Source organism: Nocardiopsis deserti, assembly GCF_008638355.1.
In the GTDB taxonomy this organism is placed as follows: domain Bacteria; phylum Actinomycetota; class Actinomycetes; order Streptosporangiales; family Streptosporangiaceae; genus Nocardiopsis; species Nocardiopsis alborubida.
Genome location: NZ_VWVS01000001.1, coordinates 310,084 through 324,374, shown reverse-complemented (window position 1 = coordinate 324,374; position 14,291 = coordinate 310,084). Strand labels below are relative to the sequence as shown.

General features: G+C 73.3%; 9 protein-coding genes. 4 read left to right on the top strand and 5 right to left on the bottom strand.

Going from position 1 to position 14,291, the window contains the following annotated elements; all coding sequences use genetic code 11:
* Nucleotides 1-118 precede the first annotated feature (118 nt).
* Nucleotides 119-679 carry a hypothetical protein gene (locus tag FYW99_RS11170; protein ID WP_150251942.1) on the bottom strand — a complete coding sequence of 187 codons (561 nt, stop codon included), beginning with the start codon at nt 677-679 and terminating at the stop codon, nt 119-121.
* A gap of 275 nt (nt 680-954) precedes the next feature.
* On the opposite strand from FYW99_RS11170, the gene FYW99_RS11165 reads away from it, so the two are divergent.
* Nucleotides 955-3,093 carry a bifunctional metallophosphatase/5'-nucleotidase gene (locus FYW99_RS11165; protein WP_150251941.1) on the top strand — a complete coding sequence of 713 codons (2,139 nt, stop codon included), beginning with the start codon at nt 955-957 and terminating at the stop codon, nt 3,091-3,093.
* A gap of 234 nt (nt 3,094-3,327) precedes the next feature.
* Here the strand turns inward: FYW99_RS11165 and FYW99_RS11160 are convergent, their stop codons facing one another.
* On the bottom strand, nt 3,328-3,930 hold the full coding sequence (locus FYW99_RS11160) for a hypothetical protein (protein ID WP_150251940.1): 603 nt from the start codon (nt 3,928-3,930) through the stop codon (nt 3,328-3,330).
* Nucleotides 3,931-4,697: 767 nt separating this feature from the next.
* Here FYW99_RS11160 and FYW99_RS11155 point away from each other — a divergent pair.
* The gene (locus FYW99_RS11155) at nt 4,698-5,366 is read left to right on the top strand and encodes a response regulator transcription factor (RefSeq protein ID WP_013154850.1); all 669 of its coding nucleotides are present in this window, start codon (nt 4,698-4,700) and stop codon (nt 5,364-5,366) included.
* Between the two features lie 63 nt (nt 5,367-5,429).
* Nucleotides 5,430-6,716 (top strand): sensor histidine kinase, encoded by a 1,287-nt coding sequence (locus FYW99_RS11150; protein ID WP_150251939.1) that lies wholly within the window; start codon nt 5,430-5,432, stop codon nt 6,714-6,716.
* 114 nt (nt 6,717-6,830) lie between these two features.
* Here the strand turns inward: FYW99_RS11150 and FYW99_RS11145 are convergent, their stop codons facing one another.
* The 3 genes from FYW99_RS11145 to wecB all read right to left on the bottom strand — a co-directional run bounded on the left by FYW99_RS11145 (nt 6,831) and on the right by wecB (nt 12,235).
* Complete coding sequence (locus tag FYW99_RS11145) at nt 6,831-9,044, bottom strand: glycosyltransferase (RefSeq protein WP_223838928.1); 2,214 nt, start codon at nt 9,042-9,044, stop codon at nt 6,831-6,833.
* Between the two features lie 38 nt (nt 9,045-9,082).
* Nucleotides 9,083-10,795 (bottom strand): hypothetical protein, encoded by a 1,713-nt coding sequence (locus FYW99_RS11140; protein WP_150251938.1) that lies wholly within the window; start codon nt 10,793-10,795, stop codon nt 9,083-9,085.
* Nucleotides 10,796-11,125: 330 nt separating this feature from the next.
* Complete coding sequence (gene wecB / locus FYW99_RS11135; protein WP_150251937.1) at nt 11,126-12,235, bottom strand: non-hydrolyzing UDP-N-acetylglucosamine 2-epimerase; 1,110 nt, start codon at nt 12,233-12,235, stop codon at nt 11,126-11,128.
* A gap of 229 nt (nt 12,236-12,464) precedes the next feature.
* Here wecB and FYW99_RS11130 point away from each other — a divergent pair, with 229 nt between their 5' ends.
* Complete coding sequence (locus FYW99_RS11130; RefSeq protein ID WP_150251936.1) at nt 12,465-14,195, top strand: glycosyltransferase family 4 protein; 1,731 nt, start codon at nt 12,465-12,467, stop codon at nt 14,193-14,195.
* Nucleotides 14,196-14,291 lie beyond the last annotated feature (96 nt).

Genomic DNA, 14,291 nt, shown 5'->3' with positions numbered 1-14,291 from the left:
CGCTCGGGGTGGCGTGCCGGGGAAGGCGGGCAGCACGACGTGGGCGGGCCCCGGGGCCCCCGACTTCCAGGAAACCGGAGAGGCCCGGCCTCCGGTAGGGGGCTGTGGACAACCCCGGTCAGAGGAGCCCGTAGTGGGCGCGGCCCTCGCGGGAGAGCATGTACGCCAGCATCATGACCGCGAAGCCCAGCGGGACGAGTGCGAGGACGTCCCCGGCCAGCACGGTCCACAGCAGGAGCGCGCCCGCCGCGCCCTGGAAGAGCACGACGCCCCAGAACACGCCGACCGTGCGGCGCCGGATCCTGCCCGCCAGGAGCGTGGACAGCAGCCCGTACACGCCCGTGACCGCCGCCATGACGACCATCATGGCGCGCATCGCCTCGGCGCTGACGGCGAGTTCCAGGCCCTCCTCCGCGGCGAGCTCGGCCTGCTGGCGCAGCGCCTCGTCCATCGCGTCGGCCGAGACGCTGAGCCCCATGAGGAAGAGGCCGGACAGGGCCAGCCCGCAGGCGCCGCCCACGAACATCAGGGCGCGGACGACCGCCACCTTCCTGGGGAGGGGGGCGTCGGGGTGGAGCGCGTCGAAACCGGCCCCGTAGCCGGGCGTCCCGTACGGCGGGACGCCGCCCGCGCCCTGCGGCCCGTTGGGGTCGTACGGGTCCTGGCCAGAGGAAAACACGGACGTCCTCCGAGGGATGTCGAGACGGCTTGTCCCACCCATGGTAGGGGTCCGGGGCGCGGGAGGCGCGGCTCCGGGCGGACCATGGGAGCCGCCCGATCACGCAGCGCGATACGGGCAGGCCGAAAACCGGTATCGGAACCGCAGATTCTGCAAATCGTAACCCTGGGAACCATGTGCCCCGGCCCCGGCGGCTCTAGTGTGAACCCCTCCGGACCTGTCCCCCGCCCCGTCCGCCCCGGCGGATCCCCCGCCCGCGAAGGAGCCCCGCAACGATGTCCAGACTCGTGCGCGCCTCGGCCGCTCTGGTGCTGACCGGCGCCCTGGTGGTGCCGTCCGCCCCCGCGGCCGGCGCGGCCGTCCCCATGAACCCCGGGGACGGCGCCGACTTCACCCTGACGGTCCTGCACGCCAACGACCCCGAGTCCCAGCTGCTCTCCGCCTCCGGACAGGAGGACTTCGGCGGCGCCGCCCGCTTCACGACACTGCTCGACCGGCTGCGCGAGGCCGAGGGCGGCGGCGCCGCGGCCGGGGAGGACGAGGCCGACGAGCGCGGCGTCGTCACGGTCAACGCGGGGGACATGTACCTGCCGGGGCCGGAGTTCGCCGCCTCCCGGGAGGAGGGCGCCCCCTTCCACGACGCCCTCGCCGCCGACCACGCGGACTACGACGCGGTCTCCATGGGCAACCACGAGTTCGACTTCGGCCCGGACGTGTACGCGGACTTCCTCGAACGGCTGGGCGGGGACACCACGGTGGTCGCCGCCAACGTGGACGTGTCCGCCGAGCCGCGCCTGGCCGCCCTGGCGGACGGGGGCCGGATCGCGCCCAGCACCGTGGTGGAGGCCTCCGGCCACGAGGTCGGCGTCGTCGGCGCGCTGTACCCGCCGCTGGACACCATCACCAGTCCGCGCGACGTGGTGGTGGAGGACCTCGTCGCCCCCGTGCAGGCCGAGGTCGACCGGCTGACCGCCGAGGGCGTGGACAAGATCATCCTCCTGTCGCACCTCCAGGGGATCGCCTACGAGGAGCGGGTGGCCCGTGAGCTGACCGGCGTCGACGTCATCGTCGCGGGTGGCGGACACGAGGTGATGGCCGACGCCGACGACGCCCTGGTGCCCGGCGACGAGGTCACGGCGCACCCGGAGACCGGCGAGCCCCTGACCTACCCGCTCATGGCCACCAACCCCGAGGGCGTCGGAGTGCCCATCGTCACCGCCGGGTCCAACTACAAGTACGTGGGCCGGCTGGTCGTGAACTTCGACGGCGGTGACCTGGTGTCGGTCTCCGACCGTTCGGGGCCGGTCCGGGTCTCCGGCGTCGGAGAGGACGCGGTCGGGCCCCACCCCGAGGTGGCGTCGCAGGTCACCGCGCCCGTGTCCGAGTACGTCGCGGGGCTGGCGGAGACGGAGGTGGCCACCAGCGAGGTCGACCTCAACGGCGTCCAGAACCCCGGCGTGCGCACCCAGGAGACCAACCTGGGCAACCTGGTGGCCGACGCGCTGCTGGACACCGGCGTGCGCAACGCGCAGGAGTACGGTGTGCCCGCTCCGCGGATCGGCATCCAGAACGGCGGCGGCATCCGCAACGCCTCGGTGCTCCCGGCCGGTCCGCTGACCGCGCTGGACACCTACTCGATCGCCCCGTTCGCCAACCAGGTGGCGGTGGTCCCCGACCTCCCGCGCTCGCAGGTCAAGGAGTTGCTGGAGCAGGGTGTGGCCGCGGCTCCCGCGGCCAGCGGCGCGTTCATGCAGGTCGCCGGGGTCAACTTCGCCTACGACCCGGAGCGCGCGGCGCAGGTGGTGGACGAGGAGGGCACCGTGACCGCCCCCGGCGAGCGGGTCCGCAGCGCGATCCTGCACGACGGAACGGTGCTCGTCGAGGACGGCGAGGTCGTGGACGGCGACCCGATCACGATCGTGACCAACGACTTCTCCGCCCGGGGCGGCGACATGTACCCCTTCCGCGGAGCGGACTTCACCGTGGTGGGCGCGACCTACCAGGCCGCGCTGGAGGGGCTGCTCACCGGAACGCTGGAGGGCCGGGTGACCGAGGCCGCCTACCCCGAGGGCGGTTCCGGCCGCATCGTGGTGGGAGAGCGGGCCACCGTCCCCGAGGGTGACGGCGGCGGAACGCCCACCGACCCGCCGACCGGCGAACCCACCGGCGAGCCCACCGACCCGGACGGCGGGCCGGGACCTGACCCGACGGACCCGCCCGCCACGGACGGCCCGGACGACGGTTCCGGCAGGCCCGGCGGGAACGCGGACGGCTCCCTGCCGCGGACGGGCGGCGCGCTGCTCGGCCTGGTGGCGGCGGCCGCGGTCGCCGTCACGGCCGGTGGGGCCGCGCTCTACCTGGGCCGCAGGCGCGGGGAGGCCGCGGGCGCGGACTCCCCGGGCTCGGACTCCTGACACCGGGGCCGACCCCACCGGGTCGGCCCCGAAGGGCTGGCCCCACAGTGCTGGCCCCACAGTGCTGGTTCCAAGGGCGGCCGGACGGCCTGCTGACACCGCGCGTGCGGAGTCGGGCGGCCGTCCGGCCCTGGCGCTTCGTTGGTCTGCGGGCCTGCGGGCCCTGGGCTCCGCACCGGCAGTCCTCCCGGCGGTCCGGTCCCTCGGCCGGGCCCCGGAGCCCGCCGGATCCGGTCAGGGGCAGCCCACGATCTCGCGCGTGGCCTCGGCCATGTCGTCGCGCTCCTGCTGGTCCAGGCCGTTCTCCTCGAACCACACCAGCACGAAGTGGCAGGCGTCCTGGATGTCCGCCGCGGAGTTCTCCTCGCTCTCCAGCATGGCCATCGCGGCGATCATCGCGATTCCGGAGTTCTCGAAGGCTGCCACCCGCACCAGGTTGGTGTCCATCGACGAGGTGCACTGGAAGAGGGTGGTCTCCTCGGCGCCGGGGTCCGAACCGCAGACCTCGTCGGTGATGTCCTGGCGGGCGTCGATCTCGAAGTCGCGGCGCAGCTCGTTGATCAGCTCCTCCGAGCTGATGAGGTTCTCCGTCTCGGAGGTCGGTTCGTCCGTCGGCTCCGCGGAGGGCTCGTCGGTGGGCAGGGGCTCCCGGGTGGGCGCTGGGGCCCCGGTGGGAGCCGGGTCCTCGGTCGGCGCCTCCTGTGTCGGCTCGCCGCCGGGCTCCGCCGAGGGCTCGGAACCGCTGTCCGCGGCGACGAGACCGGTCACCCTGCCACCGAGGGCGAGTCCTCCACCGAGGAAGGACGCACCCGCCAGCACCGCGATCACGGCGAGCACGGCCAGCAGACCGGTGCCGTAGCGGCCCGGCTGGGACGGGCGGGGCGGCTGGGGCGGCTGCCCGTAAGGCCCCTGCGGACCTTGAGGTCCCTGAGGTCCCTGAGGTCCTTGGGAAATCTGCGGTCCGTAAGGACCCCGCGAGCCTTGAGGGGCAGGAGAGACCTGAGGTGTCTGGAACCCCTGAGGGTGTGGAGGCCCCTGGGGAGTCTGGGAGGTGTGTGGCCCTTGGCTCCCCTGTGCTGTCTGTGGGTTCGGGCCTCCCGGTGGGCCCTGCGGGCTCTGAGGACTCTGGAAGCTCTGAGGGCTCTGGGGGCTCTGCGGGTTCGGAGGCATCGGTCGGCCCTGAGGACCCTGTGCGTCCTGCGGGTTCTGGACCCCGTGGGGAGGCTGCCCTCCCTGGGGCGTGTACGCCCCCGGCGGTCTCCAGGGCGGTGGCGAACTGTCGGGACTCACGTACGTTCTCCTCGCTGTCGGGGCTGGTGACGGGTGCTTCGGCTCCACGCTTCGTTGTCCTGGCGCCGACCTACCAAACGTTTTGCAATGAATCGTCCCATTTTCCCAGCCACACTGTTCACCCGGGGGCGCGGTCCGGATGACACGGAACCTGACACGAGTTTCCCAGTATCACCATGTAAGTGTAAAGAAAAGTACTGGGATGGCGAATTGAACCTTTTGCCCGGTATGTGATTAGCGTATTTTCGACCAACCTTGGGACATCCGGCGCGCATAATAGGGAAATGCGCGTCCCCGGACCTACGATCGACAACATGACCTGCGTTTTGCTGGCCGAAGACGATGTCTCGATCTCCGAGCCTCTCGCGCGCGCGCTCCGGCGCGAGGGCTACACGGTGGACGTGACCGTCAACGGCGTTGAGACACTCGACCGTGCCCGTGCGGGAGACATAGACCTCATGGTCCTGGATCTCGGGCTACCCGAAATGGACGGGCTTGAGGTGGCGCGTCGGCTCCGGGCCGAGGGTCACGGAACGCCCATTCTCATCCTGACCGCCCGCGCCGACGAGGTCGACACCGTCGTCGGCCTCGACGCGGGCGCCGACGACTACGTCACCAAGCCCTTCCGGCTCGCCGAACTCCTGGCGCGCGTGCGCGCCCTGCTGCGCCGGGGCGGCGCCGAGGTGCCCGTCGTGCACGGCGTGCGCATCGACAACGACTCCCGACGGGCCTGGCTGGGCGAACGCGAGCTCCAGCTCACCACCAAGGAGTTCGACCTGCTGCGCGTGCTCGTCCGCGACGCGGGCAAGGTGGTCACCCGCGAGCAGATCATGCGCGAGGTGTGGGACACCAACTGGTGGGGTTCGACCAAGACCCTGGACATGCACATCTCCTGGCTGCGCCGCAAGCTGGGGGACGACGCCAACCAGCCGTCGTACATCACGACCGTCCGGGGCGTGGGCTTCCGGTTCGAGCGAGACTGACACGACCTTTCGAGGCGCCCCGCGCCGGTCGGTCGCCTCCGGGTCGGACGGACATGAGGTGACATGCGCAGGCGGATGGTTTTCTCCACCCTGGTGGTGACCGTCATCGCCGTCATGCTGCTCGGGCTGCCCCTGGGCGCGCTCACGTACAAACTGGTGTACGACGAGAGCACCCGTCAGCTCCAGGGCGAGGCGGAGCTGATCGGCTCCGAGAGCGACACCATGCTGGAGCTGCACGGCGAACTCGACCTGGGCGAGTTCGACCGCGACCATCCCCACCGCTTCATCCGGATCACCCCGGCGGGGGAGCCCACCTCGGTGACCGCGGGCGATCCCGCGCTCAACCCCGAGGCGCCCGACTCCCCGAGCATGCTCAAGGCGGCCGCGACCACCGGCCGGGGCACGCGCGTCGAGGTGTGGATGAGCGCCGAGAGCGTGCAGCAGAGCGTGGTCCGCGCCTGGATGGGGATCGCGTCGCTGTCCCTGCTGGCCATCGGCGTCGCCGTCGGGCTGTCGATGTTCCAGGCCCGCAGGCTGACCCTGCCCCTGCTCGACCTGGCGGCCACCGCCGAGCGCCTGGGCTCGGGCGTGACCACGCCGTGGGGGCACCGGTACGGGATACCGGAGGCCGACCGGGTGGCGGAGGTCCTGGACCGCAGCGCCGAGCGCATCGCCGGACTGATCGCCACCGAGCGCCACTTCGCGACCGACGCCTCGCACCAGCTGCGCACGCCGCTGACCGCACTGACGATGCGCCTGGAGGAGATCCTCGCCGAGGCGGACAACCCCGAGGTGGTCCGTGAGGAGGGCGAGGCCGCCCTCGCCCAGACCGAACGCCTGGTGGAGACCGTGGAGAGCCTGCTGGGGCGGGCCCGCAAGAGCCAGAACCCCGAGGTGGAGGCGGTGGAGCTCGACCCCGTCCTGAACCACCTCCAGGAGGAGTGGCAGCCGGTCTTCCAGTCCGCGCAGCGCAGACTGCTCGTCACCGGCGACGACGGGCTGACCGCGATGACCGTCTCCACCGACCTGGCCCAGATCGTGGCGACGCTGGTGGAGAACGCCTACAAGCACGGCGCGGGAACGGTCACCATCCGACGGCTGGACACCGGGCAGTCGGTGCGCATCGAGGTGAGCGACGAGGGCGAGGGCGTGCCCGAGCACCTGTCGGGCCGGATCTTCGAACGCGAGGTGAGCGGAGGGGGCGGGACCGGGCTGGGCCTGGCCCTGGCCCGGCACATCGCCGAGTCCGAGGGTGCCCGGATCGAGCTGGTGCAGACCAAGCCGACGACCTTCGCGCTGTTCCTGCCCGCGGGCGCGGGGGGCCTGTCCAAGATGACCGGGCCCGTGTAGGCGCCGAGGCCCCGGGGAGGGACCCGGGCTCCGGCCGACGCCTCGGACCGGGGCCCGGACCCGCGGCCCGGCCGACGCCTCGGACCGGGCCCGCGCCCCGGTTCCCGGCCCTCCTCAGGCGCCCGCGGCGGCGGTGGAGTGCTCCGCCTGGGGCGCCCTGCCGCGGACCACCAGGTCGCTCCACAGCGACCGCACCCGGGACAGGCCGTAGACGGTGGTGACCTCCTCGTGGGCGCGCGCGGCCTCGGCGGAGAACCGCCCCTCGCTGACGGTCGCGTGGATGGCCTCGGCCATCGCCACGGCGTCGTCGTGGATCCAGTGCGGGTCGTAGATGGTGTCCGCGCCCGGCCACGGCAGCAGGGCGGGCACCCCGCCCGAGGCGGCGCACTCGGCGGGCGCCAGGTGGAAGGACTCGTCGTCACTGGTGGAGAGCATGAACCCCACCCGCCGCAGCCAGGTGGCCACGTCCGGCCCGAAGGGGTCGAACACCACCCCGGCGGCGAGGCGCTCGTCGCGCTGGATCCGCCGGTAGACGCGCTCGAAGTAGGCGCGCTCCTCCGGCCGGTTCCAGATCCACCAGTACTCCCACGGCTGCTTGGTCTTGACCGACAGCGTGTACCGCGGGTCCATGCGCCGCAGCTCGGCGAGGACGTCCAGGCCCCGGTCCAACCGCTTGCGCGAGGGCGCGATACCGACCATGCCCAGGGAGTACTCGGCCCCGGGGAGCTTGGGGCGGCCCAGCTGCTCGTCGTCCACCCAGTTGGGGACCACGACCACCTTCCCTGCGGGCCATCCGGTGATCTCGCGGGTCAGGTCGGCGTAGTGGGGGCTCACGCACACCACCGCGTCGACCTTGTCGATGTCCAGCTTGCGGGGCCACTCCGCGTAGAGCTCGAAGCGGTGCAGCCGCACGATGAGCCGCTGGTCGGGGCGCTTCCACTTGGAGTAGAACAGCGCGTTGGGCCCGCACCACTCGCAGATCACCACGTCGGCCCAGGCGGCCAGCTCCCGGGAGCGGTACTGGTCGTGGGTGCTCAGCCCCTCCCACTCGTCCATGCGCACGTCGAGGCCGGGCAGCGAGTCCAGGTACTCGGCCAGACGCGTGAAGAACTTCATGTCGTGCCCGGCGATGACCACCTTGAGCGGCCGCTCGGGGTCGGCGCCCTCGGGGACGGGGGGCAGGGCGTCGGCGAGGTAGCCGCGCAGCCGCTCGGCGGCCCGCTCCAGGGTGTGGTCGGCCGCGGCGTCGCGGCAGCGCGCGGCGGCGTCCGCGTAGACAGCGCGGTCGCCGTGGGCGCGGGCCACCGCGTCGGCGACCGAGGCGACGTCGGTCCCGGCGAACAGCGGGTAGTCGGCGCCCAGCATGGCCTCGTGCATGGGCGTGCGGTTGAGCACCACCGGCAGGCCGAGCGCGCCCAGCTCCAGCACCTTGGTGGACAGCTCCAGGCTGGCGTCCATGGACGGGTCGCGCCAGGACAGCCCGAAGCCGCACTCGGCGGCCTGGCGGAGCGCCTCGGCGCGCGACATCCCGCCGCGCCAGTCCACGTTCGGGGTGCCCTCCAGGGCCCTGCGCATGTTCTTGGCCCAGTCGGCGGGTTCGGCGTGGATCTTGTCGCCGATCATCACCAGTTCGGCGTCCACCCCGCGCCGCGCCAGTTCGGCGGGCAGCTCGGTCATCTCCAGGGTGTTCCAGCGCGGCGCGAACTTGCCGGTGTAGGCCAGGCGGGCCCGGGCCTGGGTCCCGCCGTCGGCGCGCACGTCCTCGGGGACGACCACCACGGGCGGGAACAGGACCGACCGGCCGCAGGCGGCGGGCACCGTCGACTCCAGGAAGGCGCGCAGCTCCTCGGTCTGGCAGAGCAGGAACCGGGAGGCCAGCGCGATCTCGGTGAGCTCGGCGGTGGCGGTCGCGGACAGCTCTCCCACGCTGTGCGGGAAGTCGGTCAGGTAGGTCCACAGGCGGCCCGCCAGCGCCTCCTCCTGCGCGGCCAGCCCGGCCAGGCGGCGCCCGCGCACGACCACGAGGTCGAAGGGCTTGCGCTCGTGGTGCCTGGTCATCAGGGTGACGGCCTGCTCCGGGGTGAGCCCCCTCGGCCCCAGGTCGGGCAGCGCCTTGTCCTCGTAGGGCCGCAGCAGCCGGACCCCGGGCACCCTGGTGAGGGGCTCGGTGAGCCGGTCGGTGCGCACGGGCGCCTTCAGCAGCAGGGTCACCTCGCATCCGGCGGCGGCCAGGGCCTGCGCCATCGACTGCGCCCAGACCGCGGAACCGTCGATGATGTTGAGGTCCACGTCCCCGTACAGGAGTGCGCGCGGAGGCGGTGTGCTCACGTTCTTCCCTTCGGATGCTTTCTCGTTGCCCGTACGGCTCATCCGACGGCGCCGGTCGAGGCATCCGCCGCGTCGGACACGGGGTCCTCCGCGTCGTCGCCCGTCCCGTGGTCGGGGCCCAGGGCCAGGAGCCGGGTGCCGCGGCGGTTCCACTCCGCCGGGTCCCAGCCGCGCCTCAGCAGCGTGGTGCGGACCAGTTCCGGCACGACCGCGCTGACGAAGACGTACTGACGGTCCGCGGTGTCCGGACGGTCGAAGAAACCGTGCTCGCCCGGTTCGGGGGCCGCCGCGTCGACGGTACCGACCGCGTCGGCGTCCGTGCACTCCACGGCGCACACCAGGTCGGCCAGGCGCCTGCGGCCGACCGGAGCGGTCCACAGGTGCGACCACGGCGCGGTGGCGCGCTCGGCCAGGACGGCCCAGGGCTCCCCGGCGCGGGCGCCGGGCTCGTCGCGGGTGAGTTCCTCGGGGGTGTCCGGGGCGCTGAAGCGCACCGTGCGCACGGTGACGCCCTCGGCGCGCAGCCGCTGGACCCCGGGCAGGCGGGAGGCCGCGCCGGGCACGACCACCTCGGCCGGCCTGAGCGCGGCGGACAGCAGGTCGTCGGCGAGCCGGTCGGCGTCGGCCTCCCCCGCCGGGTCGGCCAGGACGGCCACGGAGCGGCCGCGCAGCGGCAGTTCCGGGCCGGGGGTGCCGGGCGGGAAGTCCAGACCGTCCAGGATCTCGGCGAGGCGCACCGGGGTGGCCTCGCGCAGGAAGACCTGGCGGAGCATGCCCCGCTGCTCGGCCGCGGTGGGCTCCTCGACGCGCATGCGCGGCACCGTGACGGCCAGGCCCTCCCCCGCGGTGACCGCGCGGGTGCCGCAGGCCCAGGCGCGGCGGTGCAGCCGGGCCTCCTCTGCGGTCAGGGGCGCCACGACGGCGACGTTGGCGGCGCGCAGGGCGTCGGCCAGGCCGCGGGAGTCGGCCTCCACCACGCCCGCGCCCAGCTCGGCGAGGACGTCGGGGACGGGCTCCTCGCGGTGGACGCGCACGAACACCGCCTCGGGTCCGGGCGTCAGGTCGGCGGCGACGGGGTTGAACAGGTGCAGGGGGACCCCGGCGTCGCCCCGGTGGACCCTGTCGAAGCCCAGTTCGCGCAGGGCGGGCGGCGAGGGGACGTCGTCGAGCAGCACCGTGGGGATGCCTCGGGAGGCGGCGGACTCCAGCACCCAGTGCAGGGCGCGGGTGCGGTCGGCTGCCGCGGGGTCTCCCACGTGCGCCCACGGCGACCCGGGGGCGGCGGCCGAGGCCGAGACCAGGACCAGGTCCACGTCGACGCCGTCCATGACGATCTGGGCGTCGTGCGGGCGCAGGGGCACCGAGCGCACGTAGGGGTCGATCGCCTCCGCGATGGAGGGACCGACGACCGTGGCGGCGACCAGCAGGTCCTCCCTGCCGCCGGTCAGGCCGGTGAGCAGGCGCGACTCCTGGCGCTCGGCGTCGAAGGAGCGGACCGGCTCGGCGCCGCCGCGGCGTCGCTCGGTGTGCCGGGTGGTACCGCTGCTGCGCCAGAGGCGGTAGAGGTCACGGGGAAGTTTGACCAGGGACCGGCCGGGGCGCTTCGCGGCGGCCGTGAGCGCCTTGCCCACCTGGAGCGAGGTGGAGCCCTCCAGGGCGGCGAGCCGGGTGCGCGCCTCCTGGAGCTGGGCCTCGCGCTCGGCCAGCGCCTGCCGGAGCTGTTCGGTCTGGCTCTGTTCACGCCGTTTCACGGTCTGCCACCTTGTGTTCGGTTCGGTTCGGCGAAACCACCGCGCCGTGCGTCGGGTCCGACTGCGACGTGCGGTGCACCCTGCGCGCGCCCGGCCGGGTGCGGATGCCCTTGGCCAGGCGTGTCGCGGGCCCGGCGGGGCCTCTGGGGTGCGGGACGGATGGAGGGACGTGTGCCATGGTGGATCACCTGGACCGCTGCGGGGGAATCGGGGTCGCTCTCCGGCGGACCCCGCGTGCCTGGACCGGGACCGCGCCCCGTACGGCGCGTTCCCGTGCGCTGGCGTTCCTGGGTGCGGGAACGGGTGCGCGGTGTTCGTGTGTCATCGGGTTCACCTCGACCACTGGGTGAGCACGGAGGCGATGCGCTCCCCGGCGCGGCCGTCCCACAGGGGCGGGGTGTCGCCGATCCGCTCCGGGGTCCGCCCGTGCAGGACCTTGGTGACGGCCTGGAGGAGGTCGGCCTCCGTGACGAGCTGGTTGGTTCCGTGGGTGATGGTGACGGGGCGCTCGGTGTTGGGGCGCAGGGTCAGGCAGGGGACGCCGAGGATCGTGGTCTCCTCCTGGACGCCGCCGGAGTCGGTGACCACGGCGGCGGCGCCGCGGGTGAGCGCGACGAAGTCGAGGTAGCCCAGGGGTTCGAGGAGCCGCACGCGCGGGTGGTCGCCGAGCCCGGCCCGGTCGAAGGCGGCCTTGCCGCGCGGGTGCACGGGCATGACCACGTCGGCGAGGTCGGCGATCTCGTGCAGGCGCGCGGCGAGGCGGGCGACGGTGTCGGGGTCGTCCACGTTCGCGGGCCGGTGCAGGGTGGCGGCGACGTAGCGCTCGGGCAGGTCGAGGCGCTCGCGCAGGGCGTCGGCGTCGAAGCGGTCGAGGTTGCCCAGGAGGGTGTCGATCATGGGGTTGCCGACCAGGTGGACGCGGGAGGGCGGGACGCCCTCGGCGGCCAGGTGGCCGACGGCCTCCGGGCTGGTGGCGAAGCACACGTCGCTGAGCTGGTCGGTGACCCGGCGGTTGATCTCCTCGGGCATGGTGTTGTCGAAGGAGCGCAGCCCCGCCTCCACGTGGGCGACGGGGACGTGCAGCTTGGCGGCGACCAGGGCCGCGGCCACGGTGGAGTTGACGTCGCCGTAGACGACCACCATGCCGGGCCGGCGCTCGGTGAACTCCTGCTCCAGGCCCACCATGAGCGCGGCGGTCTGGGCGGCGTGGGAGCCCGAGCCGACGCCGAGGTCGACGTCGGGGGTGGGCAGGCCCAGGTCGCGGAAGAACACGGCGGACATGCGGTCGTCGTAGTGCTGGCCGGTGTGCACGACCGCCTGGTGGGCGCCGCGTCCGCGCAGGGCGGAGACGACGGGCGCTGCCTTGACGAAGTTGGGGCGCGCGCCGACGACGTGCACGATCCCGGTGTCCTGGCTCCCCAGGGGGGCACTCGTTGCCACGGCTCTCACGTTTCCTTCTGTTGGGGTGGTGTTCCCGCCGTGACCGGCGGGGCTGGTGTGGTTCGGCGGCGTTCCTTGCCCGAGCCGTCCCGTCCGTGTCGCCGTGGTGTCACCGTACGGTCACGTCCGCGTGGTTGTGTGACTGACCGTGCATGACACCCAAGCTTCCGAATCCCAGGTTCCGCGTCCGCGCACCCGCTGGCCGCGGGCGGCGACGTTCACCCTCTCGTTGGCCTGGCGACACCTGCGGGCCGAACCGGCCCGGCTGCCGCTGCTGGCGCTGCGGCTGACGCCCGGTCCGCCGCGACGCGCGGTGCGCGCCCTGGCCTCCCGTGCGGGCGGCCGGGCCCGCGCCTACGCCCTGTGGGACCAGGGCCGGCGCGCGGACGCCCGCGAGGCGGTGCTCGCCGCGGCGAGCGGTGCCTCCCCCCGCCGGGTGGGCCGCCTGGTGGCGGCCTGCCTGGCGGCAGGAGACGCGGCCACCGCCCGGGAGCTGGTCGAACAGCTTCCGGAAGGCGCTCTCCGGGAGGCCGCGGAGTACCGGACGGCCCTGGCCACGGGACGCGCTGTCGCCACGCCTCCGTCCACGTCGCCTGACCGTCACGCCATCACGTTAACCCGCGATCCACGAACGCCGCCCGACGCCACGGTGAACGCTCGGCGACCGGAGGCATCGGAGGGTGAACGGTGGCGTGTGGCCGGGGATCCGGCGTCACCCGGGGCGGGTCTGCGGGTGCTGCATCTGGTGACCAACGCGCTGCCGCACACCAACGCGGGTTACACCCAGCGCACCCACAAGATCGCGGTCGCCCAGCGCGAGGCCGGGATGGACGTGCACGTGGTCACCCGGGCGGGGTACCCGCTGGTCAAGGGGGTGCCCGACCCCCGCACGCTGGTGCGGGTGGACGGCGTCCCCTACCACCGGCTGCTCCCCTGGACGGCGCCCGCCGACGCCGGGCGGGAGCTGGCCGCGGGGGTGCGGCTGGGGTCGGAGCTGGTGGAGGCGCTGCGGCCCGACGTGCTGCACGCCGCGAGCAACCACCACAACGCCCGCCTGGCCCTGGAGCTGGGCCGCAGGTTCGGCCTGCCGGTGGTGTACGAGGTCCGGGGCTTCCTGGAGGAGTCGTGGCTCTCGCGCGACCCCTCGCGCAGCGTGGACGACGCCTTCTACCAGGCCGAGCGCGCAAGCGAGACCGAGTGCATGCTGGCCGCCGACCTGGTGGTGACCCTGGGCGAGGCGATGCGCGCCGACATCGAGGCGCGCGGCGTGCCGCGCGAGCGCCTGCTGGTGGTGCCCAACGCGGTGGACGCCTCCTTCCTGGCCCCGCTGCCCTCGGGCGCCGGGGTGCGCGCTGAGCTGGGGATCGGCGGCGAGGACTTCGTGGTGGGCACCACCACCAGCTGCTTCGGCTACGAGGGCCTGGACACGCTGCTGGAGGCGGTGGCCCTGATGCGCGAACGCGGGGAGGCGGCGCACGCCCTGGTGGTGGGGGACGGCCCCGAGCTGCCCGCGCTGCGCTCCCTGGCCGACTCGCTGGGCCTGGAGGGGGCCGCGCACTTCACCGGCCGGGTCCCGGCCGCGCGGGTGCGCGACCACCACGCCGCCCTGGACGTGTTCGCGGTGCCGCGGCGCGACGAGCGGGTGTGTCGTCTGGTCACCCCGCTCAAACCCGTGGAGGCCATGGCGGGCGGCCTTCCGGTGGTGGCCAGTGATCTTCCCGCGTTGCAAGAGATCGTGGAACCGGGAGTGACCGGAGAGTTAATTCCGGCGGGCGAATCGGCGACTCTAGCCGATGTGCTGACAAAACTCGCTTACAGTCGTGAAAAGCGGATCTCCTACGGCAGTGCAGGTCGCAGCCTCGTCGGCGCTGACCGCACCTGGGCCGAGGCCGCATACCGCTACAACCAGGCGTATCGGGTTCAGATTCGAGAAATGACCGAACCAGGCCAGAACCCGTAAGCGTGGACAACACGTGCCTACACTCGGACGTCCAACGCACTGAGCAATGGCACTCCCCGCTATTTACGCCCGTTCACGAGATGAATGCGAGTGTGA